The sequence below is a fragment of the Bacillus sp. FSL M8-0025 genome (genome assembly GCF_037975475.1).
In the GTDB taxonomy this organism is placed as follows: Bacteria; Bacillota; Bacilli; order Bacillales; family Bacillaceae; genus Bacillus; species Bacillus subtilis.
In genome coordinates, this window is the sequence record NZ_CP150258.1 from 689208 (window position 1) to 714132 (window position 24925).

A 24925-nucleotide genomic window follows, 5' to 3' on the forward strand; every position below is an offset into this window, starting at 1 on the left:
GTTTTTCCGCGCTATGTGAATTTGTTATAATGTTTAAATGGTAACAAACGAATGGAGGAACGTATGACGTGTACGATGTAACAGAGTGGAAGCATGTCTTTAAACTCGATCCAAATAAAGATTTCCCTGACGAACAGCTGGAGATTCTTTGCGAATCAGGAACGGATGCGGTCATTATCGGAGGCAGTGATGGTGTGACAGAGGATAATGTCCTGCGGATGATGTCTAAGGTAAGACGGTTTTTGGTACCGTGTGTCCTTGAGGTATCAGCGATTGAAGCGATCGTTCCCGGCTTTGACTTATATTTTATTCCGAGTGTATTAAACAGCAAAAACGCGGATTGGATTGTCGGAATGCACCAGAAAGCCATGAAGGAATACGGAGAACTGATGTCTATGGAAGAAATCGTGGCGGAGGGCTACTGCATCGCAAATCCAGATTGCAAAGCCGCGGCACTGACTGAAGCGGACGCCGATCTGAATATGGATGATATTGTCGCCTATGCGCGTGTGTCGGAGCTGCTGCAACTGCCGATTTTTTATTTAGAATACAGCGGCATGATTGGAGACATAGAAGCTGTCAAGAAAACGAAGGCTGTATTGGAAACGTCAACCTTGTTTTATGGCGGCGGCATCAAGGATGCGGAAACGGCCAGACAGTATGCAGAGCATGCGGACGTGATCGTTGTAGGCAATGCGGTGTATGAAGATTTTGACAGGGCTTTGAAAACAGTAGCGGCTGTGAAAGGCGAGTAGTAAATTGTACGGATTTGGTTTATGATAGAACATATGTTTTGTATAGGCGGGTGAACAAATTTTGAATTATATTAGCAATCAATTACTAAGCGGTTTAAACCCCGTTCAGCAGGAAGCTGTCAAAACAACGGACGGGCCTCTTTTGCTGATGGCGGGAGCGGGAAGCGGAAAGACGCGTGTCCTGACCCATAGAATTGCTTATTTAATGGCAGAAAAGCATGTGGCGCCGTGGAACATTCTGGCGATCACATTTACAAATAAAGCGGCACGCGAAATGAAAGAACGTGTGGAAAGCATCCTTGGACCCGGCGCTGACGATATCTGGATTTCCACATTCCACAGCATGTGCGTGCGGATCTTGCGCAGAGATATCGACCGGATTGGGATCAACCGAAATTTCTCCATCCTTGATACGGCTGACCAGCTTTCAGTGATCAAGGGGATTTTGAAGGAGCGCAATCTTGATCCGAAGAAGTTTGACCCGAGAAGCATCCTCGGCACGATCAGCAGTGCAAAAAACGAATTGACCGAACCGGAGGAATTCTCTAAAGTTGCTGGCGGCTACTACGATCAGGTGGTCAGCGATGTATATGCTGATTATCAGAAGAAGCTATTGAAAAACCAGTCGCTCGATTTTGACGATTTGATTATGACGACGATTAAACTGTTTGACCGAGTGCCGGAAGTGCTTGAATTTTATCAGCGCAAATTCCAGTACATTCACGTTGATGAGTATCAGGATACGAACAGGGCGCAATACATGCTCGTTAAGCAGCTTGCCGAGCGTTTCCAGAACCTTTGCGTTGTGGGGGATTCTGATCAGTCAATCTACAGATGGCGCGGCGCGGATATCACCAACATCCTTTCATTTGAAAAAGATTATCCGAATGCAAGCGTGATTTTGCTAGAACAAAACTATCGTTCAACGAAACGGATTTTGCGCGCGGCAAACGAGGTCATTAAAAACAACTCTAACCGCAAAGCGAAAAATTTGTGGACGGAAAACGATGAAGGCATCAAAATTTCCTATTATCGCGGTGATAATGAATTCGGTGAAGGGCAGTTTGTGGCCGGTAAAATTCATCAGCTTCACAGCTCAGGCAAGCGGAAGCTGTCTGATATCGCCATATTATACAGGACAAACGCGCAGTCCCGTGTGATTGAGGAAACGCTTCTCAAAGCGGGCTTGAACTATAACATTGTCGGCGGCACAAAGTTCTATGACAGAAAAGAAATTAAAGACATTCTTGCGTACCTGCGCCTCGTATCCAATCCGGATGACGATATCAGTTTCACGCGCATTGTCAATGTGCCGAAGCGCGGAGTCGGCGCGACATCACTTGAAAAAATCACTTCGTATGCGGCCATAAACGGCTTGTCATTTTTCCAAGCGATTCAGCAGGTTGATTTTATCGGCGTCAGTGCCAAAGCGGCAAACGCGCTTGACAGCTTTAGACAGATGATTGAAAACCTGACCAATATGCAGGATTACTTATCTATTACAGAGCTGACAGAAGAAATTCTTGATAAGACGGAATACAGAGAAATGCTGAAGGCTGAGAAATCGATCGAAGCCCAAAGCCGTTTAGAAAATATCGACGAGTTCTTGTCTGTTACGAAAAACTTTGAACAGAAAAGTGAAGACAAGACACTCGTTGCGTTCCTGACAGACTTGGCGTTAATCGCAGATATTGATCAGCTCGATCAGAAGGAGGAAGAGTCAGGCGGCAAGGATGCGATCACCCTGATGACACTGCACGCCGCGAAAGGACTGGAGTTCCCGGTTGTTTTCTTGATGGGGCTTGAAGAAGGCGTCTTCCCGCACAGCCGTTCTCTCATGGAGGAAGCGGAAATGGAAGAAGAACGTCGCCTTGCGTACGTTGGGATTACAAGGGCGGAACAGGAGCTTTATCTGACCAATGCTAAAATGCGCACCTTGTTTGGCCGGACAAATATGAACCCGGAATCTCGCTTCATTGCTGAAATACCGGATGATTTATTGGAAAACCTAAATGAGAAAAAAGAAACGAGAGCGACGTCTGCGAGAAAAATGCAGCCGAGACGCGGCCCTGTTTCACGCCCGGTATCCTACGCCAGCAAAACAGGCGGCGACACCTTGAACTGGGCAGTCGGAGATAAGGCGGGCCATAAAAAATGGGGAACAGGAACTGTCGTCAGCGTGAAAGGCGAAGGAGAAGGGACAGAGCTTGATATTGCCTTCCCGAGCCCTGTCGGCGTGAAACGCCTGTTAGCAGCATTTGCTCCTATTGAAAAGCAGTAATTGAAGAGGAAAGGAAGAAGCAGATGGACAAAGAAACAGCGAAGCAGCGGGCAGAAGAACTGCGCCGCACCATCAACAAGTATAGCTATGAATATTACACCTTAGATGAACCGAGCGTCCCAGATGCCGAATACGACAGATTGATGCAGGAGCTGATTGCGATCGAGGATGAGCACCCAGACCTCAGAACGCCTGACTCTCCTACGCAGCGCGTCGGCGGAGCCGTGCTTGAAGCGTTTCAGAAAGTCACCCACGGCACACCGATGCTCAGTTTGGGCAACGCCTTTAATGCTGATGATCTTCGTGATTTCGACCGCCGTGTGCGCCAAGCCGTCGGCGACGATGTGGCGTATAATGTGGAGCTGAAAATAGACGGTCTTGCTGTTTCTCTCCGTTATGAAGACGGCTATTTTGTCAGAGGGGCCACAAGAGGTGACGGAACGACGGGAGAGGATATTACGGAGAACCTGAAGACGATCCGCAATATCCCGCTCAAAATGAACCGTGAGCTGTCAATCGAAGTGCGCGGAGAGGCGTATATGCCGAAACGTTCGTTTGAAGCACTCAATGAGGAACGGATTAAAAATGAGGAAGAACCGTTCGCTAATCCGCGAAATGCCGCGGCGGGATCACTTAGACAGCTTGATCCGAAAATTGCAGCGAAACGAAACCTCGATATCTTCGTCTACAGTATAGCGGAGCTTGACGAGATGGGTGTAGAGACGCAAAGCCAGGGGCTTGATTTTCTCGACGAACTCGGATTTAAAACGAATCAGGAACGAAAAAAATGCGGCAGCATAGAAGAAGTCATAGTGCTGGTCGATGAGTTTCAGGCGAAGCGCGCTGACCTGCCGTATGAAATAGACGGCATTGTCATTAAAGTCGATTCTCTCGATCAACAGGAGGAGCTCGGTTTTACGGCGAAAAGCCCGCGCTGGGCCATCGCGTATAAGTTTCCTGCTGAAGAGGTCGTGACGAAGCTTCTCGATATCGAATTAAATGTCGGCAGAACGGGTGTGATCACGCCGACCGCGATTCTTGAGCCGGTAAAAGTTGCCGGCACAACGGTCTCAAGAGCATCCCTTCATAACGAAGATTTAATTAAAGAGAAGGACATTCGGATTTTGGATAAGGTTGTCGTCAAAAAAGCGGGCGATATCATCCCGGAAGTTGTGAATGTCCTCGTTGAACAGCGCACAGGAGAAGAAAAGGAATTCAGCATGCCGACGGAATGTCCTGAATGCGGCAGTGAGCTCGTCCGGATCGAAGGAGAAGTGGCGCTTCGCTGCATTAACCCTGAATGTCCGGCGCAAATCCGGGAAGGGCTGATCCATTTCGTTTCCCGCAATGCCATGAACATTGATGGGCTCGGCGAACGAGTGATCACACAGCTGTTTGAGGAAAACCTTGTCCGCAATGTGGCAGATTTATATAAGCTGACGAAGGAACGAGTCATCCAGCTCGAGCGCATGGGCGAAAAGTCCACTGAAAACCTGATCAGCTCCATCCAAAAATCAAAAGAAAATTCGTTAGAGCGCCTGCTGTTTGGGCTTGGCATCCGTTTTATCGGATCAAAGGCCGCAAAGACGCTTGCCATGCATTTTGAAAGCTTGGAGAACCTGAAAAAAGCCTCTAAAGAGGAACTTCTCGCGGTAGATGAAATCGGTGAAAAAATGGCTGATGCTGTGATCACCTATTTTCATAAAGAAGAAATGCTTGAACTCTTGAATGAACTTCAGGAGCTGGGCGTAAACACGCTCTACAAAGGCCCGAAAAAAGTAAAAGCAGAGGACAGCGACTCTTACTTTGCCGGTAAAACAATTGTTCTGACAGGAAAGCTGGAAGAGCTGTCAAGAAACGAAGCCAAAGCGCAAATCGAAGCGCTGGGCGGAAAGCTGACTGGAAGCGTCAGCAAAAACACAGACTTAGTCATCGCCGGAGAAGCGGCGGGAAGCAAGCTGACAAAAGCACAAGAGCTGAACATTGAAGTGTGGAATGAAGAACAGTTAATGGGAGAGCTAAAGAAATAAGAGGAGTGTTTTCTATTGAAAAAGACGTTGGCATTGGCGGCAACGGCGGCAGTATTAATGCTGTCTGCCTGCTCGTCAGGTTTCGGGGGGGAGAAGGAGGAAGAGATTACGCAAAAGACGGCGAAATCGTCAGAAAAAGCGATTGTCCCGAAATATAATATCTCTGACTCCTATTACAAAATGGTGCTGCCGTTTAAGGCAGGCAAAGCGCGCGGCTTAACAACGGAACAGCTGAACACTAGGCTGGACATTGACGAGTTTGAAACAGGGCTGATGCGTCTTGCCCAAGATTCTTTCTCGACTGACGATTATCTGTTCCAAGAAGGACAATATTTAGATGAGGATACAGTATTAAGCTGGCTGGCACGGAAAAAAACGGGCTCTGATTTGAAAAAAGCCGAAAAAGAAGATAAAAACTTCAAAAATGAAGGCTTGAACCCGGCGCTCCCGAGCTCTGGTTCAACAGAAGAAAAGAACGAAAGCAGCCCGATTTATTTAGCATCCATGCTTGAGCACGATTATTTAGTCAGAAAAGATAAGAATTCTATCCAGCTTGGCGGCGTCATGATCGGACTGGCGTTAAACTCAGTGTATTACTATCGTGAAAAAACTGGCGACCCGCAAAAAGAAGTGGAGATTAAAGACAGCACGCTTCGCCAGCAGGGAGAAAAAATTGCACAGGAGGTTATTAACCGCCTCCGCAAAAAAGATAACTTGAAGAATGTGCCGATTACCGTCGCGCTCTACAAGCAGGCGTCAAAAACATCGATTGTGCCGGGGAACTTCATCGCCAAAACAGAGGTCAAAGCAGGCTCTACTGATATCTCAAATTGGGATGACATCAATGAAAAATATGTATTCTATCCGGCGGATACAACCACAGCAGAAAAGTACCCGGATGACACCGAGGTCTTTAAGCGGTTCAAAAACTCAATTGAAGAATATTTCCCAAACTATACAGGCGTTGTCGGTACAGCGCTGTATGAAAATGATGAAATGAAGAAAATGAAGATTGACATACCAATGCAATTCTATGGAAAAAGTGAAGTTGTCGCGTTTACCCAGTTCTTAACGGGTGAAGTGATGGACTACTACTCTAAGAGCTCAGTTGATGTCGAAGTCAATATCACGTCCTCAGACGGACAGGAAGCGGTCATTATCCGCAATGCCGGAGATAAAGAGCCGACTGTTCACATTTATGACTGACAGAAGACCCTTGTGCCATATTGGCACAAGGGTTTTTATGTTACAATTAACAGGAAAAGGGAAAATGTTTCCACTTCTGCCGAAACACAAATCAAGGGGAGGTATGTTGATGCTGGAAATCGTGTGAAAACAATCATTATCAAATCTATAGCAATGAAAGGATGTTAGACGTGCATAAAGATATCAAAAAAATATTTCATGAAGAGCAGGTTTTGGCAGAAGCTGCAGCGAGATACGGTTTCTCAAAAGATCAGGTGCGTTTTCTGGCTGATGCGGAAAACTATGTATATGAATGTATGAAAGACAATCAACCTTATATATTAAAGATTACCCATACGATTCGGAGATCTTCTGATTATATAATGGGAGAGATGGAATGGCTCCGTCACCTTGCAATAGGGGGAATTTCAGTAGCCAAACCGCTCCCGTCGCTGAACGGAAAAGACGTAGAAGCAGTGCCGGACGGAAACGGCGGGTCATTTTTATTGAGAGTGTATGAGAAAGCGCCGGGGCAAAAAGTGGATGAATCGGACTGGAATGAAACGCTATTTTATGAGCTTGGCAGATACACAGGCAGCATGCACAGCCTGACAAAAAGCTACAAATTGAGCAATCCCGCTTTCAAAAGACAGGAATGGGATGAAGAGGAGCAATTAAAGCTGAGAAAATATGTGCCTGAAGATCAGATAAAGGTGTTTCAGCAAGCCGATTCTTTGATGAATGAACTGCGGAGGCTCCCGAAAAGCCAGGACAGCTACGGCTTGGTGCATGCGGATCTGCACCATGGCAATTTTAACTGGGATCATGGCAAAATCACGGCATTTGATTTTGATGATATCGGCTACAATTGGTTTGTTAACGATATTAGCATTCTTCTCTACAATGTCCTGTGGTATCCGGTTGTGCCATATGATGATAAAGCTGCGTTTACAGAAGAATTTATGACGCATTTTATGAAAGGGTACTGGGAGGAAAATGAGCTTGACCCTGCATGGCTGATGATAATACCTGATTTCCTCCGCCTTCGCCATATGCTGATTTACGGATTGCTGCACCAGATGTTTGACCTTAACACAATAGGAGAAGAGGAAAAAGAAATGCTGGCCGGTTTCAGAAACGATATAGAGAATGGCACGCCGATTACAGCATTTGATTTTTCAGCACTGGTGTAGATAGAAAAAGCCAATGGGATTCCAGTCCCATTGGCTTTTATAATGTATCACACTTCACGCCGACTACGCCTTCAATGGCTTTAATGTCATAGTAGACGTCGGTCGTGTATCTGTTTTTATGGACGCGGACCTTCACTTCCATAATTGGAAAATCCTTTTCGCCTAGGTCGTCGATCCGAACGGAGTGTGCTTTGATATCTCTTCTTTTCATTTCTTTTAAAATCTCTGTCATTTTGTCTTTATCAGAAAGTGACATTCTGATGCGGATGTCTTTTTCCTGCAGGCGGTCGGGGCCGATTTTTCTGACCACCCATGGGAGAAATTCCACGCTGATCAGGATGAACAGAAGACTGGCAAACGCTTCTTTATAAAAACCGGCTCCCGTAGCCAGCCCGAGCCCCGCTGCCCCCCAGATCATGGCCGATGTCGTCAGGCCGGAAATGACATCATTGCTTTTTCGCAGGATGACACCGGCTCCGATAAACCCGACGCCGGAGATGATTTGTGCCGGCAGACGAAGCGGATCCATCATGATGCGGTAGTATTTAGGGAAATGATATGCCGCATTAATACTGACGATCGTCAGCATGCATGAGCTGACTGCGATGACAATACAGGTTTTTAATCCGAGCGGCTTATTTTTTAATTCGCGTTCAAGCCCGATGACCATGCCAATCAATGTGGCAATGCCCAATTTCAATAAAATATCAGGATCAATGTACCAGCTCATCAGCAACTTCCCCCTTCTCTAAGGTGTTTTTAAATAAATATGATTTTCTCACAGTATTTATAGCAAAACAAGAGCACAAAAGCCACCAAGCTGCGCTTGATGGCTTATTGCTTACTTTTTGCGTTTTAACAGCTTTTCCATGACACCGAATAATCGGTAAGAGGCTTTTGCAGGACGTTTTGTGATCATGCTGACAATGATGCCGGTAATCATACTGAGAATAAACCCAGGGATGATTTCGTACACACCGGTTGATTTTGCCAGGCCGGTTGTAATCCAGATCAACACGGTCGCAGCCCCGACAATCATGGCAGCAAGCGCGCCCCATTCGTTCATTCGCTTCCAATACAGACTGAGCAGAATCGCAGGTCCGAAAGCTGAACCGAAGCCGGCCCAAGCGTATCCGACCAAATCAAGAATGGTGCTGTTCGGGTTCAATGACAAGAGTACCGCGATAACGGCAATGACTAAGACGGACAATCGCCCGATCATGACCAATTCTTTATCAGAAGCTTTTCGTCTGAAAAATGACCGGTATAAATCCTCTGTTACAGCACTTGCTGTGACCAAGAGCTGCGAGGAGATGGAACTCATGATTGCAGCCAAAATAGCTGACAATAAGAACCCTGTAATTAATGGGTGGAACAAGATTTTAGAGAAGATAATGAAAATCATCTCCGGATCTTTTACAGCAACTCCGAATTTATGGGCGTATGCAACACCGATTAAACCCGTCAGCACGGAACCTAGAACTGTAATGATCATCCAGCTCATACCGATTCGGCGTGCAGGTTTTAAATCTTTAATGTCTTTAATGGCCATAAATCGGACGATGATATGAGGCTGGCCGTAGTAGCCCAACCCCCAGGCTAAATAGGAAATAATGCTAATGACGCTCGCGCCTTTAAAAATATCCAATAAATGTGGATTAACAGCGTCGATTTCATGGAAAGTCGGAGCAACGCCGCCCACATGGGTAAAAGCAACGATCGGCACAAGCACTAGTGCTGCAAACATGATCGCACCCTGCACGAAGTCAGTCAGACTGACAGCAAGGAAACCGCCAAACAGTGTGTATAACACGACAACTGCAGTGGTCAGAAACAGGCCTAATTTGTAATCCGCACCAAAAGCAGATTCAAACAGCCGTCCGCCAGATACCATACCGGAAGAGGTATATAATGTGAAAAAGATCATGATGATCAATGCAGATACGATTTTCAGCAGTGATGAAGAATGCTGGAATCGTTTATCAAAGAAATCAGGAATTGTAATCGCATCATCCGCCGCTTCTGTATAAGCACGCAGCCTTGGAGCCAGCAGCAAGTAATTTGAGTACGCCCCGATTGTAAGACCTAAAGCAAGCCATAAGGTGGACAGCCCTGTCGCAAACATCGCGCCGGGAACACCCATCAGCATCCATCCGCTCATATCGGCCGCACCGGCAGACAAAGCAGTAACGAATGGTCCGAGGCCTCTTCCTCCAAGCATGTAATCATTGATGTCAGTGGTTTTCTTGAATGCATACCAGCCGATTAACAGCATGGCAATAAAGTAAATTCCTAAAGATATAATAATTTCAATACTCACGTTTTACCCTCTCTTCATTTCTAATAATGTTGCATCACCTCTCAAATTGATGGTGCCAGTTAAGCAGCCTGGCGTAAGTGCAAAGCAAAAGAAATTCTTTTGCGGGTGCACTTGGTAACTTAACCTAACAAAGTATTCCCGGCCATTCAAGCGATGAAACCTTGATCATGAGCGAGAAATACCGTTGCAAACCTAGAAGGGAATAAAGAATAAAACGCTTTCAAAAAATAATTAAAGTAAAAATATTCAGAAAAATATTTCGTTTCTCCTTCGCCTCATTTTAGTATAAAATATATAGGGTATTGTTTCGAAAACACAGGCCTGTCTTAAGGCGTTTTGTTGCTTTAAAGGGCTTGTTTTTGATATGATCAGTATTATATGACTTAACGGAGAAATATGTGGAGGTGGATCATATGTCACGAATTTCAATAGAAGAAGTAAAGCACGTTGCGCACCTTGCAAGACTTGCGATTACTGAAGAAGAAGCAAAAATGTTCACTGAACAGCTCGACAGTATCATTTCATTTGCTGAGGAGCTTAATGAGGTTAACACAGACAATGTGGAGCCTACAACTCACGTGCTGAAAATGAAAAATGTCATGAGAGAAGATGAAGCGGGTAAAGGTCTTCCGGTTGAGGATGTCATGAAAAATGCGCCTGACCATAAAGACGGCTATATTCGTGTGCCATCAATTCTGGACTAAAGGAGGGACACAAGAATGTCATTATTTGATCATAAAATCACAGAATTAAAACAGCTCATACATAAAAAAGAGATTAAGATTTCTGATCTGGTTGATGAATCTTATAAACGCATCCAAGCGGTTGATGATAAGGTACAAGCCTTTTTGGCATTAGATGAAGAAAGAGCGCGCGCATACGCGAAGGAGCTTGATGAGGCGGTTGACGGGCGTTCTGAGCACGGTCTTCTTTTCGGTATGCCGATCGGCGTAAAAGATAATATCGTAACAAAAGGGCTGCGCACAACATGCTCCAGCAAAATTCTCGAAAACTTTGATCCGATCTATGACGCTACTGTCGTTCAGCGCCTTCAAGACGCTGAAGCGGTCACAATCGGAAAACTGAACATGGACGAATTCGCCATGGGATCATCTACCGAAAACTCAGCTTACAAGCTGACGAAAAACCCTTGGAACTTAGAAACAGTTCCCGGCGGTTCAAGCGGCGGATCTGCGGCTGCGGTTGCTGCGGGAGAAGTTCCGTTTTCTCTTGGATCTGACACAGGCGGCTCCATCCGTCAGCCGGCATCTTTCTGCGGCGTTGTCGGATTAAAACCTACATACGGACGTGTATCTCGTTACGGTCTGGTCGCATTTGCGTCTTCATTAGACCAAATCGGGCCGATTACACGTACGGTTGAGGATAACGCGTTTTTACTTCAAGCGATTTCCGGCGTAGACAAAATGGACTCCACGAGTGCAAATGTGGACGTGCCTGATTTTCTTTCTTCATTAACTGGCGACATCAAAGGACTGAAAATCGCCGTTCCGAAAGAATACCTTGGTGAAGGTGTCGGCAAAGAAGCGAGAGAATCTGTCTTGGCAGCGCTGAAAGTCCTTGAAGGCCTCGGCGCTACATGGGAAGAAGTGTCTCTTCCGCACAGTAAATACGCGCTTGCGACATATTACCTGTTGTCATCTTCTGAAGCGTCAGCGAACCTTGCACGCTTTGACGGCATCCGCTACGGCTACCGCACAGACAATGCTGATAACCTGATCGACCTTTACAAGCAAACGCGCGCTGAAGGTTTCGGAAATGAAGTCAAACGCCGCATCATGCTCGGAACGTTTGCTTTAAGCTCAGGCTACTACGATGCGTACTACAAAAAAGCGCAAAAAGTGCGTACGTTGATTAAGAAGGATTTCGAGGACGTATTTGAAAAATATGATGTTATTGTTGGACCGACTACACCGACACCTGCGTTTAAAATCGGTGAAAACACGAAGGATCCGCTCACAATGTACGCAAACGATATCTTAACGATTCCGGTCAACCTTGCCGGCGTACCGGGAATCAGCGTGCCATGCGGATTAGCAGACGGTCTTCCGCTCGGCCTGCAAATCATCGGAAAGCACTTTGACGAAAGCACTGTATACCGCGTTGCTCATGCATTTGAACAAGCGACAGACCATCATAAAGCAAAACCTGAACTGTAAGGGGTGAAAAGAATTGAACTTTGAAACGGTAATCGGACTTGAAGTCCACGTTGAGTTAAAAACAAAATCAAAAATTTTCTCAAGCTCTCCTACGCCATTCGGCGCGGAGGCGAATACGCAGACAAGCGTTATTGACCTCGGATATCCGGGCGTCCTGCCTGTTCTGAACAGAGAAGCCGTTGAATTCGCAATGAAAGCCGCTATGGCGCTCAACTGTGAGATCGCAACGGATACGAAGTTTGACCGCAAAAACTATTTCTATCCTGACAACCCGAAAGCGTATCAGATTTCTCAATTTGATAAGCCAATCGGCGAAAACGGCTGGATCGAAATTGAAGTCGGCGGCAAAACAAAACGCATCGGCATCACGCGCCTTCATCTTGAAGAGGATGCCGGAAAACTGACGCATACGGGCGACGGCTATTCTCTTGTTGACTTCAACCGTCAAGGAACGCCGCTTGTTGAGATCGTATCAGAGCCGGACATCCGCACGCCGGAAGAAGCGTACGCGTATCTTGAAAAGCTGAAATCCATCATCCAGTATACAGGCGTTTCTGACTGTAAAATGGAAGAAGGCTCACTTCGCTGTGACGCCAATATCTCTCTTCGTCCGATCGGCCAAGAGGAATTCGGCACAAAAACAGAATTGAAAAACTTGAACTCCTTTGCGTTTGTTCAAAAAGGCCTTGAGCATGAAGAAAAACGCCAGGAGCAGGTTCTTCTTTCCGGCGGCGTCATCCAGCAAGAAACTCGCCGTTATGATGAAGCAACGAAGAAAACCATTCTTATGCGTGTCAAAGAGGGATCTGACGACTACCGTTACTTCCCAGAGCCGGATCTAGTCGAGCTCTACATTGATGATGAATGGAAGGAACGCGTAAAAGCAAGCATTCCTGAGCTTCCGGATGAGCGCCGCAAGCGTTATATTGAAGAGCTTGGCTTGCCTGCATATGACGCGATGGTTCTGACGCTGACAAAAGAAATGGCTGATTTCTTCGAAGAAACCGTTCAAAAAGGCGCTGAAGCCAAACAAGCGTCTAACTGGCTGATGGGTGAAGTGTCAGCTTACCTAAACGCTGAGCAAAAAGAGCTTGCCGATGTTGCCCTGACACCTGAAGGCCTTGCCGGCATGATCAAATTGATTGAAAAAGGAACCATTTCTTCTAAGATCGCGAAGAAAGTGTTTAAAGAATTGATTGAAAAAGGCGGCGACGCTGAGAAGATTGTGAAAGAGAAAGGCCTTGTTCAGATTTCTGACGAAGGCGTGCTTCTGAAGCTTGTCACTGAGGCGCTTGACAACAATCCTCAATCAATCGAAGACTTTAAAAATGGAAAAGACCGCGCGATCGGCTTCCTAGTCGGACAGATTATGAAAGCGTCCAAAGGACAAGCCAACCCGCCGATGGTCAATAAAATTCTGCTTGAAGAAATTAAAAAACGCTAATAAAAAAGCAGCCCTTAGAGGCTGCTTTTTTTATGGTCAAATCGAGATAAAGACAGAGATGAGGGCCCGAAGCCTTTCAACTTCTTTGTCGTTGGTTCCGGTCAAATTGGACAGCATGCCTTTAATAATCGGTTTGCGCGGTTTATCCTGAGTCAATTCTTCCTCGATAACATCAAGTGACACGGTGATATCCTCGGGCAGCGTGCTGTTTTCTTTCACTTTCTGAATGTCCTCAAGCAGCTGGTCTTTTTCCGCAGGCATCGGGTTGAAAATGTCTTTTGATACAATCGGATTGAGTGCGGAACGGCTCAGCCCCTGTACAAGATCATCCAGTCTCTCAATAATAAAGGCTGAGATTTCTTCTGCATCGATATTAAGCTCACCGTTAAATACCATCACGTTCATATAGGAATGCACAATGCCTCTTGCCATGATGGACAGATCTGCGACATACCGCTCGATTCCTTCGCCATAGGATACCAGCAAGGCGTTCCGGTACAGCTTATCCGTCTCCATGGTTACTTTGTAAAAGTATTGCTTGATTTCTTGATTTTCCGGAATGATATTTTCGGTAAGCAAAAGAACGATAAAATCTTTATGATCGCGAAAATCCTCAAATTGAGCGCCAATTTGCTTTTTTAACACTTCCTTAGGCGGCTTTCCGGCGAGATCTTCTTCTATATTTTTCATTTTGTTCATAGACATACCGATATAATATTCACAGGCAGATAACAGCAGCGCTTCTTTCGATTTGAAGTGCAAATAAAAAGCGCCCTTCGAAATGCCGCATTCACTGGCGATTTCTTGGATCGTCGTAGCTGCGAATCCTTTTTTCGCAAATAAACGAATGCTGGTTTTTATGATTCTCTCTTTTTTTTCATTCATGACGTGCTTCCCCTTAATCCTTGAAAAATTTAGTAAAATTTTCTGGTATATGAGTTGACGTTGTTGCGTTATAACGTTTAGTATTATATAGAATGACCAGTCAGTCAATAAAAAATGTAATGGAGGATATGATGAATCACGTTATTAATTTCGTTCTGAAAAACAAATTCGCCGTATGGCTGATGACGATTATTGTAACGGCAGCCGGCTTGTATGCGGGTATGAATATGAAGCAAGAGTCTATTCCTGACGTGAACATGCCTTACTTGACGATCAGCACGACATATCCGGGTGCGACACCAAGCCAAGTGGCTGATGAAGTGACCAAACCGGTTGAACAAGCCGTGCAGAACTTGGACGGTGTCAGTGTTGTGACGTCGACGTCCTATGAAAACGCATCGTCGGTCATGATTGAATATGATTATGAGAAAGATATGGACAAAGCGAAAACAGAAGCAGCTGAAGCGTTAGAAAACGTCAACCTGCCTGATGACGCGAAGGATCCGGAGATTTCACGCTACAGCTTGAATTCATTCCCGATTCTGACGCTGAGCGTGTCCAGTGATAAAGATAATCTACAAGAGCTGACGAAACAAGTGGAGGACAGCCTCGTTTCTAAACTTGAAGGCATAGAAGGCGTTGCGTCCGTCCAAGTATCAGGCCAGCAGGTGGAAGAGGTTGAATTCTCTTTCAAAGAAGACAAACTGAAGGAATACGGCCTTGATGAAGATACTGTGAAGAAAGTGATTCAAGGTTCAGATGTGACAACTCCGCTTGGATTGTACACATTCGGAAATGAAGAAAAATCTGTCGTCGTCAGCGGCGATATTGAAACAATTAAAGATTTGAAGAATATGAGAATCCCGACGGCATCTGCTTCAAGTGCAGGCAGCAGCGCAGCATCTCAAGCGGGTGCGCAGAGTGCTCAAGCAGCCCAAAGCGCACAAGCGGCAGCACAGGCGCAGCAAAGCGCAAGCACAGCAGTGCCGACAGTCAAGCTTTCTGACATTGCTACAATTAAAGATGTGAAAAAAGCTGAATCTGTTTCACGCACAAATGGCAAAGACAGCATCGGCATCAATATCGTCAAAGCAAACGATGCGAATACGGTAGAGGTTGCCGACAATGTCAAAGCTGAGCTGAAGAAGTTCAAAGAAGACCATAAAGGCTTCAATTACAGCGCAACTCTCGACATGGCGGAGCCGATCACACAGTCAGTTGACACGATGTTAAGCAAAGCCATCTTCGGTGCTATTTTTGCGATTGTGATTATTCTCTTATTCTTAAGAGATATCAAATCAACATTAATTTCTGTTGTTTCAATTCCATTATCATTGCTGATCGCACTCCTTGTGCTGCAGCAGCTTGATATCACATTGAATATTATGACGCTCGGCGCAATGACCGTTGCCATCGGACGTGTAGTCGATGACTCCATCGTTGTGATCGAGAACATTTACCGCCGCATGAGACTCAAAGATGAGCCGCTCCGCGGAAAAGCCTTGGTTCGTGAAGCGACGAAGGAAATGTTTAAACCGATCATGTCATCAACGATTGTGACAATCGCGGTATTCCTGCCGCTCGCACTTGTAGGCGGACAAATCGGTGAATTGTTTATTCCATTTGCCTTAACGATTGTTTTTGCGCTTGCCGCATCCCTGGTGATTTCAATCACGCTTGTGCCGATGCTCGCACACAGCCTGTTCAAAAAATCATTAACGGGCGCGCCGATTAAAGCGAAAGAACACAAACCTGGCAGACTTGCAAACATCTATAAAAAAGTATTGAACTGGGCGCTGAGCCACAAATGGATCACGTCTATCATCGCTGTTCTGATGCTCCTCGGAAGCTTGTTCCTTGTACCGCTAATCGGTGCCAGCTACCTGCCGTCCGAGGAAGAAAAAACGATGCAGCTCACATACAGCCCAGAACCGGGTGAAACGAAAAAAGAAGCCGAAAATGAAGCTGAAAAAGCAGAAAAAATCCTGCTTGACCGCAAGCATGTCGATACGGTTCAGTATTCATTAGGCTCTGGCAGCCCGCTTGCCGGAGGAGATTCTAACGGTGCGTTATTCTATATCAAATATGAAAGCGACACACCTGACTTTGATAAAGAAAAAGATAACGTTCTGAAGGAAATCCAAAAGCAATCTGACCGCGGAGAATGGAAGTCACAGGACTTCAGCTCTTCAGGCAATAACAACGAATTAACATACTATGTGTATGGCGATTCTGAAAACGATATTAAAGACACGGTCAAAGACATTGAAAAAATCATGAAAGATGAAAAGGATCTGAAAAACGTAAATTCAGGCCTTTCCAGCACATATGATGAGTACACATTTGTCGCTGACCAAGAAAAACTAAGCAAACTCGGTTTAACCGCGTCTCAAATTTCTCAGGCCTTAATGTCACAAACATCGCAAGAACCGCTCACCACCGTGAAAAAAGACGGCAAAGAACTTGATGTGAACATTAAGACAGAAAAAGACGAGTATAAGAGTGTGAAAGATTTAGAGAATAAAAAGATCACTTCCGCGACTGGCCAGGAAGTCAAAATCGGCGATGTGGCAAAAGTGAAGGAAGGATCAACATCAGATACCGTGTCAAAACGTGACGGAAAAGTCTATGCGGATGTCACAGGTGAGGTTACATCTGACAACGTCACAGCCGTATCAGCTGCTATTCAGAAGAAAATCGATAAGCTAGACCATCCTGATAACGTATCGATTGACACAGGCGGCGTATCAGCGGATATCGCTGATTCCTTCACGAAGCTCGGTTTAGCGATGCTGGCAGCAATAGCGATCGTTTACCTTGTGCTCGTGATTACCTTCGGCGGAGCACTAGCGCCATTTGCGATTCTGTTCTCATTGCCGTTCACAGTCATCGGTGCCCTGGTCGGACTTTACGTATCAGGTGAAACGATCAGTCTGAACGCCATGATCGGTATGCTCATGCTGATCGGTATCGTTGTCACGAATGCCATTGTCTTAATTGACCGCGTGATTCATAAGGAAGCGGAAGGCCTGTCTACGAGAGAAGCGCTCCTGGAAGCCGGCTCTACACGTCTCCGTCCGATCCTGATGACAGCCATTGCGACAATCGGCGCCTTGATTCCATTAGCACTCGGCTTTGAAGGCGGAAGCCAGGTCATTTCAAAAGGACTCGGCGTCACGGTTATCGGCGGTTTGATCAGTTCAACGCTTCTGACGCTCCTGATCGTGCCAATCGTATATGAAGTATTGGCGAAGTTCCGCAAGAAAAAACCGGGAACGGAAGAAGAGTAAAAAAAAACAAAAAGCCTCAGCTTCGCTGGGGCTTTTGTGCGTTTTCACCTGTAAGATTATGTACATTTTGTTGCGATTTTTTTAACTCATAGTATAATTAAAGGTTGTTAGTGTAAAAATGGATCGGATACTCTTAAGTAGGATGATGAGATAATGAAACGTGCACGCATAATATACAATCCGACTTCAGGACGGGAGATCTTTAAAAAGCATCTTGCCCAGGTCCTGCAAAAATTTGAACAAGCCGGCTATGAAACCTCCACCCATGCCACGACATGCGCGGGAGACGCAACGCACGCCGCCAAGGAAGCGGCATTGCGTGAGTTTGACTTAATCATTGCGGCAGGCGGGGACGGAACGATCAACGAGGTCGTCAATGGGCTTGCGCCTTTAGACAATCGTCCGACACTCGGTGTGATTCCTGTCGGCACAACGAACGACTTCGCCAGAGCGCTCGGCATTCCGCGAGAGGATATTTTAAAAGCGGCAGATACGGTCATTAACGGCGTCGCCCGCCCGATTGATATCGGACAGGTCAACGGCCAGTATTTTATCAATATCGCCGGAGGAGGCCGTCTGACCGAGCTGACGTACGACGTGCCAAGCAAACTCAAAACAATGCTCGGCCAGCTTGCTTATTATTTAAAAGGAATGGAAATGCTGCCTTCACTTCGTCCGACAGAAGTCGAGATTGAATATGACGGCAAGCTGTTTCAAGGTGAAATCATGCTGTTTTTGGTCACGCTGACAAATTCCGTCGGCGGGTTCGAAAAGCTCGCGCCGGATTCCAGCCTGAATGACGGCATGTTTGATTTGATGATATTAAAGAAAGCAAACCTTGCTGAATTTATCAGGGTCGCTACGATGGCGCTTCGCGGCGAACATATCAACGACCAGCACATTATTTATACAAAAGCGAACCGCGTGAAAGTCAATGTATCAGAAAAGATGCAGCTGAACCTGGACGGCGAGTACGGCGGCATGCTGCCGGGCGAATTCGTGAATCTGTACCGGCACATTCACGTCGTCATGCCGAAGGAGAAAGCGGAACAGCTGGATGACTAAAACTTGGCTTTGTAAGCCAAGCTCAGAATGTTGACAAAATCCTAAAACAGTTTTCGTTTTAGGATTTTGTCATCTTTTCAGCGTGATTGAAAACCTTTGAAGTCTAGGAAGGGCGAGCATCGGAGCACAGCGAATGTTGAATTCGTGAGCACCGAAGCACAGGACTGACAACGAATGCGAAGGTTTGCCTACACGCTGAAACTTGGCTTGAATAGGCCAAGTTTTTCTTTCGCTTAAAACAAGAGGTGAACATACATGAAAATGAAACCCCCAGTAGAAAAAAATGAATACTACGACGTGACATTTGAGGATTTGACACATGAAGGAGCGGGTGTCGCAAAGGTACAGGGCTTCCCGATCTTCGTGCCGAACGCCCTGCCGGAGGAAAAAGCGCAAATCAAAGTGACACGCGTCAAAAAAGGTTTTGCTTTCGGACGCTTGATTGAGCTGAAGGAAGAGAGCCCGCATAGAACGGACGCCCCATGCCCGATTTACAAACAATGCGGAGGCTGTCAGCTTCAGCACATGACCTACGAAGGCCAGCTCCTGTTTAAACAGAAACAAGTCAAAGACGTCTTAGAACGCATCGGCAAGCTGGACCTTTCAAACGTCACCGTGCACCCGACACTCGGCATGGAAGACCCTTGGAACTACAGAAACAAAGCACAGGTGCCGGTAGGAGAACGGGAAGGCGGACTCGTCGCCGGATTTTATCAGCAAAGAAGCCATGACATCATCGATATGAGCGCCTGCCTGATCCAGCAATCCAAAAACGACGAAGCCGTCCAAGCCGTCAAAGACATTTGCGCAAACTACGGCGTCAAAGCCTACAACGAAGAACGCCACAAAGGCTGGCTCCGACACATCATGGTCAGATACGGCGTTGTTACGGGCGAAATGATGATCGTCTTCATCACAAGAACGAACGATTTTCCGCACAAAGCGAAGATCATCGAAGACATCACAGCGCAATTCCCGCACGTCAAATCCATCGTGCAAAACATCAACCCAAACAAAACAAACGTCATTTTTGGCAACGAAACAAACGTCATCTGGGGCGAAGAATACATCTACGACCTCATCGGAGACGTCAAATTCGCCATCTCCGCCAGATCGTTCTATCAGGTGAACCCGGAGCAAACAAAGGTGCTCTACGACAAAGCGCTGGAATACGCGGAGCTTCAAGGTGAAGAAACCGTCATCGACGCCTACTGCGGCATCGGTACAATTTCTCTCTTTCTGGCAAAGCAGGCGAAAAAAGTGTACGGTGTAGAGATTGTACCGGAAGCAATTGAAGATGCGAAACGAAACGCAGAATTAAACGGCATCACAAACGCAGAGTTTGCTGTTGGAGAAGCGGAAACCGTGATTCCAAAGTGGTACGAAGAAGGCATCACAGCAGATACGCTAGTCGTCGACCCGCCAAGAAAAGGCTGCGACGAAGCCCTCCTGCGGACGATTGTGGAGATGAAGCCGAAGCGGGTGGTGTATGTGTCCTGTAATCCGGGGACGCTTGCGAGAGATTTGCGGGTGCTTGAGGATGGCGGGTACGTGACGCGCGAAGTGCAGCCTGTGGATATGTTTCCGCATACGAATCATGTGGAGTGTGTGGCTGTGCTGAAAATCAGACAATGAAGTGACTCTGTTAAGTACAAAGACATAATAATAAAATAAACAAACCTTAGTTTATATAAACTAAGGTTTGTTTATTTTATTAAAAATTCAGGTAATCCTCAAAAGCTGTACCTACTGAAGTAATGTAGAGTATGAATGTAAACTAGTATAAAAGCAAAAGTTGATATATGCTCACAGGGTGTATTTATTGATCAACGATAAAATGATTTTAAGTTGTAGTATTTTATTAGGTAAAGACTATAGGATATATTATCCTTCGTATTGAAGTCTATTTGACCATAGGGATAGAAAAAGAGAGAATAGTTTCGTATTTTTTGAAGAAAATACAAAAAGCAATCTTGAAATTAAAAGAATTATATGCAATAATAACCATTGTAAAATAAAAGGAGGAATTTAGATGAAAAAGAAAATTGTAGCTGGTGTTTTAGGATTAACATTATTAATGCCTCTTGGGGCTGGAGCTGCTTACAAAAGTTATACAGGATATGTTTTAGGAGCCCATAGTACAAATAACTATACATCATATCATACAAAAGGAACTTCTAACCAACATATTATGAATACTGTAGAAAATTTCCAAAATGCTTCTTCAGCCAATTTTTGGGCGCAAAGAAGCGGTGCAGATACTGTTTCTTCTAAATACAACCAGAAAAAAGGCAATACAACTAAAATTAAATTCGATGATACAGTTAATAAAGGCAAACAAGTTAGATTAGCAATGGAAAACGCAAACTGGTGGGGTTCTAGAGCATTTGTAGCTGGACGAGCTGATTTTAGATAAGTAATTTATTAAATTTTCTTTAAAGCACTTTATTCATAAAGTGCTTTATGTTATTTTATTATTAGAAAATTTAACTTGAAAAAGAAGGAAGATAGGGATGAAATTTAAATATGAGATTAAAAATTGTTTAGCTAGAAGAGAAATACATTTTATTTTTAATTTGTTAATGATTCTTTCTATTATAGGGTTTTTAATGGAATGCATTGCAGTATATAATAAGAAAATGTCTTTTCTGAGATCTTCGGCAGAATCGAGTTTAATACAGGGAACTTATTCAGTATCAATAATGGGAACAGTTTTGATTATGTTACCAATTTTAAGTGGTATTATTTTTTCGGATTCAATACATACTGAATTTAAATCTGGTGTTTATAAGAGTATCTTAACTAGAGTCCCTAAGAAAACTTATGTGTTAACTAAGGCAGTTGTAATTTCCGTTACTACATTTTTTGTATTCTTTATTCCTTTTATAGTAAATCAGTTACTTTGTACCCTATTCTTTCCGATTGAGGGATATGACAATATTTATTCACTCCCACCTTATGATATAGGGTTTCAAAATTTTCATTACGAGTATTTATTTGATTTCTTAAGAGTTCAACACCCAATTATTTATAATTTGTTTTTTGCTTTTTTAATTAGTCTTTTTGCTAGTGCTGTAGCTGTTTTAACATATTCTGTCTACTTTTTTACTCTAGAAAAAAATCGAATAGCAGGAATTGTTCTAGTATTCGGAGCTTATATTGTATCTACTATATTATTCAGTATTATAAGGTTGGATGGTTTCTCACTTTATGACCAAATTAAACCTGGACACATAGGTGATTCGGTTGGATTAATACTTTGGTTCATTTTTTTATTAGTATTATCATCATCCTTAATTATCTCCAAGGGCGTAAGAAAAGAATGGGAGTTATAATTGGAGGTAAAAATGAATGAATGGATTCACTAAACAAATCATTATTAATTTTCTAAATAATAAAAAGAATTTAATGGTCTTTTTAGGTATTTTATTTTTGCAGCTATACAATACTATGAAAGTAAATCAAGAATATTACTCTTATGATTATCTTTTAATACACCATTCTTTATTTAATAGTTCTCTATTACTTATTTTAATCTTACCAATATATATGTATTTTGTTATGGAATTATTCGGGGAATTCAACTACTTGTTGGTTTTCGTTAGATTTAAAAATGGTAAGCCATGGAGAGTTCAAAAAAGTATAGTTTTACTAGGTCTCTCTTTTTTGTTTACCCTCCTACTACACTCTGGAATGTTTCTATATTTAATCTTAAACAATTTTAATTCTTTGTTAGAAGAAACTAGTTTGATTATTCTTGGTTTTGTTTTATGTACTATAGGTTTTTATTTAATAGGAGAGATTATACTTTTTCTTGAAATTATATTAAAAAACAAGATAATATTAATATCCAGTCTTTACATAGTTTTTTTAGTTCCAGAATTTATAAAAGGGATTTTTTATTTACCTGTATATAATTATTTTGATTTTATTTTCTACCTCAATATTAGTGATTATAAAAATATAGTTATGTGCTTAATTTTCAATTTAATATTAATAATAATGTTAATAGTGAGTATTAGATTTATAGTTTATATTTTTGATAAAAAGAGAGATTTAATGAGATAGAAGGTGACCTAATATTAATGTTCCTTATAAAAATATATTTATGATACTTATTCTAAGTATACTAGTTAATCTATATCAATTGAATAGCTATCAATTTTATAGTTCTACAACCAAAGACGTTGGTTTTTGGGTGTTATTAACATTCGGGTATTTAGAGCCGGATAACTTGCTAGAGATTATCCCTCTATTAGCTTGGTTTCTTCCTCAATTATTTTTGATCCTTAAACTTGGCAATTATATTGATCTTGAAATGAATAGAAATGCTGTATACATATTCACAAGAACTAACAATAAAGTTGGTTGGCTTATAAAAAGGCATGTAGAAATATTTATATATACTACTTTTTATTACTTTCTATTTTATTTATTTACTATTTTATTTAGCTTATCTATGCATTTGAATATACACCTGAATGATTTTGTTGTTATTTTGTTTGTATTCATTATGCAAATAATAACTATTTATTTCATTCTTGTAATTGTAAATACAATAACAGTATATCTTCCGACCAATTTGAGTTATGTGGTTTTTTTAGGAGGATATTTTATTCATATTTTATTAATTGGAACAGTTATCAATAAAATGCAAAATAAATTCTTTATCTCGAATATTTCACCTTTTATTAACTCGATGGTTGGTTGGCAAAACAATAGTATCATACATGACATACAAATAAAAAATTCTTTCTTTATTTTAAGAAGTTCAAATTCAGCTATTTTATTATTAATTATAGCAATTTTAAGTATAATTATAATTTTAATAAGTGCTTTATTATTTAGGCGTAAAGATATACTTTAAAATGAAGGAGTACTTAAATTGATTGAGTTAAATAATGTAAATAAAATTGTGAAAAAAAATAAAGTTTTAGATAATATTAATTTAAAAATTGAAAGTAATAAAATATACGGATTTTTAGGGAGTAATGGATCGGGAAAAACTATGCTATTCAGAGCTATATGTGGTCTTATACGTCCTACTACAGGCGAAGTTAAGATTAATAATAAAATTCTGCATAAAGATATAGAAATTCCTGAAGATTTAGGCGTTATAATTGAAACAGTTGGTTTTTGGGATAACTTAACTGGTTTTGAAAACTTGAAATTATTATCAAAGATAAAAAATAAGATAAATGATACTGAAATAAAAAGTGCACTAACAAGAGTGGGGCTTAATAGTGAAGATATAAGAACATATAAAAAATATTCCTTAGGGATGAAACAAAGATTAGCTGTTGCGCAGGCTATTATGGAAAAACCTAAATTATTAGTGTTAGACGAGCCTACCAATGCTTTAGATGAAGACGGTGTGGAACTAATAAGAAACATTATACTACAAGAGAAAGAAAGGGGAGCAACAGTTTTAATTGCAAGTCATAATAAAGATGATATTAATTTACTTTCAGACAAAAAGTTCAGAGTGAAAGATGGACGATTAACTGAAATGGAAGGAAACATAAGTTAATGAAAACAGGTATTAAGATTTTATATTTATTTACTACTCTTTTGTTTGTTTCCAGTATTATATTCGGTTTAATTATGAAAAGTTCTTTAATTGATAATGTTAATATAAAAAAAGATTTACGTGAGTTTGATGGATATACTGTGTCCCTAAATTATACACCTGAATATACAAATATATATTTTGATAATAATATCAAAAATTTAAAAGAACTAATATCAAAATCTGATTTAGTAGTAGTAGGTACAGTCGGCGAAAATAGACAAAATTATAATCAAGCGCTCAAATCAAATTTTAAAGTTGAAAAAACAATAAAATCAAAGAGTAAAGATAATTTAAAGAATGTCGTGATATATGAACCGAGCAACTTTTCCTCTGGAACTTACAACGTTGAATCTGGATATAATGTTATGGAACCAAATAAAAAATATTTATTATTCCTAAAACACCTTAAAATTCCAAGCGGTTATAAATATAAAAATAATGAGGCATTGACATATATGCCTGTCTCAAGTTTTTATGGAAAGTATACTGTGAATGAAAATAAAGAACATACTAAACTAATTGATATTAATACAATTGAAACTAAAACTTATCATAATATAAAAGAATACGAGATCTTAACTGATGATAAAAATATTTTACAGAGGTTAAATGATTTAAAAGCTGAGATTAGTAAAGAAAAATTTCAGAGTAAGAATTGAAGTCTCTCATATTATCGAAAAGGGCTCTTAGGCTGTCAAATATTCCTTGACAGCCTATTTGAATTAATG

Annotated in this window: 18 protein-coding genes and 1 pseudogene; 16 read left to right on the forward strand and 3 right to left on the reverse strand. The window is 42.5% G+C overall.

Annotated features, from left to right (window positions below; genetic code table 11):
* Positions 1-68 precede the first annotated feature (68 nt).
* The 5 genes from MKX38_RS03590 (at position 69) to MKX38_RS03610 (ending at position 7444) form a co-directional block, all read left to right on the forward strand.
* The gene (locus MKX38_RS03590; protein ID WP_339188637.1) at positions 69-755 is read left to right on the forward strand and encodes a heptaprenylglyceryl phosphate synthase; all 687 of its coding nucleotides are present in this window, start codon (positions 69-71) and stop codon (positions 753-755) included.
* A gap of 61 nt (positions 756-816) precedes the next feature.
* Positions 817-3036: a DNA helicase PcrA gene (pcrA, locus tag MKX38_RS03595; protein ID WP_339188638.1), complete on the forward strand. Its 2220-nt coding sequence runs from the start codon at positions 817-819 to the stop codon at positions 3034-3036.
* A 23-nt stretch (positions 3037-3059) separates the two neighbouring features.
* On the forward strand, positions 3060-5066 hold the full coding sequence (ligA, locus tag MKX38_RS03600; protein ID WP_024573222.1) for an NAD-dependent DNA ligase LigA: 2007 nt from the start codon (positions 3060-3062) through the stop codon (positions 5064-5066).
* Positions 5067-5081: 15 nt separating this feature from the next.
* Positions 5082-6272 carry a CamS family sex pheromone protein gene (locus tag MKX38_RS03605; RefSeq protein ID WP_003242795.1) on the forward strand — a complete coding sequence of 397 codons (1191 nt, stop codon included), beginning with the start codon at positions 5082-5084 and terminating at the stop codon, positions 6270-6272.
* A 161-nt stretch (positions 6273-6433) separates the two neighbouring features.
* The gene (locus MKX38_RS03610; RefSeq protein WP_015252640.1) at positions 6434-7444 is read left to right on the forward strand and encodes a phosphotransferase enzyme family protein; all 1011 of its coding nucleotides are present in this window, start codon (positions 6434-6436) and stop codon (positions 7442-7444) included.
* A gap of 37 nt (positions 7445-7481) precedes the next feature.
* Here the strand turns inward: MKX38_RS03610 and MKX38_RS03615 are convergent, their stop codons facing one another.
* Both MKX38_RS03615 and opuE read right to left on the reverse strand, forming a co-directional pair.
* Positions 7482-8180 (reverse strand): MgtC/SapB family protein, encoded by a 699-nt coding sequence (locus MKX38_RS03615; RefSeq protein WP_076458657.1) that lies wholly within the window; start codon positions 8178-8180, stop codon positions 7482-7484.
* 105 nt (positions 8181-8285) lie between these two features.
* Positions 8286-9764 (reverse strand): proline transporter OpuE, encoded by a 1479-nt coding sequence (gene opuE, locus MKX38_RS03620; protein WP_339188640.1) that lies wholly within the window; start codon positions 9762-9764, stop codon positions 8286-8288.
* A 413-nt stretch (positions 9765-10177) separates the two neighbouring features.
* Here opuE and gatC point away from each other — a divergent pair, with 413 nt between their 5' ends.
* Genes gatC through gatB form a run of 3 tightly spaced genes read left to right on the forward strand, consistent with a single transcriptional unit; the run spans position 10178 to position 13385 of the window.
* Complete coding sequence (gatC, locus tag MKX38_RS03625; RefSeq protein WP_003219442.1) at positions 10178-10468, forward strand: Asp-tRNA(Asn)/Glu-tRNA(Gln) amidotransferase subunit GatC; 291 nt, start codon at positions 10178-10180, stop codon at positions 10466-10468.
* 15 nt (positions 10469-10483) lie between these two features.
* Complete coding sequence (gatA, locus tag MKX38_RS03630; RefSeq protein ID WP_003233901.1) at positions 10484-11941, forward strand: Asp-tRNA(Asn)/Glu-tRNA(Gln) amidotransferase subunit GatA; 1458 nt, start codon at positions 10484-10486, stop codon at positions 11939-11941.
* Positions 11942-11954: 13 nt separating this feature from the next.
* Entirely contained in the window at positions 11955-13385 is a 1431-nt protein-coding gene (gatB, locus tag MKX38_RS03635; RefSeq protein WP_029317417.1) for an Asp-tRNA(Asn)/Glu-tRNA(Gln) amidotransferase subunit GatB, read from the forward strand.
* A gap of 14 nt (positions 13386-13399) precedes the next feature.
* On the opposite strand, the pseudogene MKX38_RS03640 reads toward gatB, so the two are convergent.
* Positions 13400-14270, reverse strand: a pseudogene (locus tag MKX38_RS03640) (TetR/AcrR family transcriptional regulator).
* 131 nt (positions 14271-14401) lie between these two features.
* Here MKX38_RS03640 and srfP point away from each other — a divergent pair.
* From srfP to MKX38_RS03680, 8 genes are all read left to right on the forward strand, one after another.
* Positions 14402-17560 (forward strand): surfactin resistance protein SrfP, encoded by a 3159-nt coding sequence (srfP, locus tag MKX38_RS03645; protein ID WP_128738584.1) that lies wholly within the window; start codon positions 14402-14404, stop codon positions 17558-17560.
* A gap of 153 nt (positions 17561-17713) precedes the next feature.
* Positions 17714-18625, forward strand: a complete 912-nt coding sequence (locus MKX38_RS03650) for a diacylglycerol kinase (protein ID WP_003233894.1) — start codon at positions 17714-17716, stop codon at positions 18623-18625.
* Between the two features lie 255 nt (positions 18626-18880).
* Positions 18881-20260 carry a 23S rRNA (uracil(1939)-C(5))-methyltransferase RlmD gene (gene rlmD / locus MKX38_RS03655; RefSeq protein WP_153255770.1) on the forward strand — a complete coding sequence of 460 codons (1380 nt, stop codon included), beginning with the start codon at positions 18881-18883 and terminating at the stop codon, positions 20258-20260.
* Positions 20261-20657: 397 nt separating this feature from the next.
* Positions 20658-21041 carry a hypothetical protein gene (locus MKX38_RS03660; protein ID WP_024572635.1) on the forward strand — a complete coding sequence of 128 codons (384 nt, stop codon included), beginning with the start codon at positions 20658-20660 and terminating at the stop codon, positions 21039-21041.
* Positions 21042-21138: 97 nt separating this feature from the next.
* A complete protein-coding gene (locus MKX38_RS03665; protein ID WP_024572636.1) occupies positions 21139-21960 on the forward strand; it encodes a hypothetical protein in 822 nt (273 codons plus the stop codon).
* A 16-nt stretch (positions 21961-21976) separates the two neighbouring features.
* Entirely contained in the window at positions 21977-22693 is a 717-nt protein-coding gene (locus MKX38_RS03670; RefSeq protein WP_024572637.1) for a hypothetical protein, read from the forward strand.
* Between the two features lie 817 nt (positions 22694-23510).
* The gene (locus MKX38_RS03675) at positions 23511-24155 is read left to right on the forward strand and encodes an ATP-binding cassette domain-containing protein (protein WP_024572639.1); all 645 of its coding nucleotides are present in this window, start codon (positions 23511-23513) and stop codon (positions 24153-24155) included.
* The gene (locus MKX38_RS03680; RefSeq protein WP_024572640.1) at positions 24155-24856 is read left to right on the forward strand and encodes a hypothetical protein; all 702 of its coding nucleotides are present in this window, start codon (positions 24155-24157) and stop codon (positions 24854-24856) included. The genes MKX38_RS03675 and MKX38_RS03680 overlap by 1 nt, the downstream gene beginning before the upstream one ends.
* Positions 24857-24925: the final 69 nt, after the last annotated feature.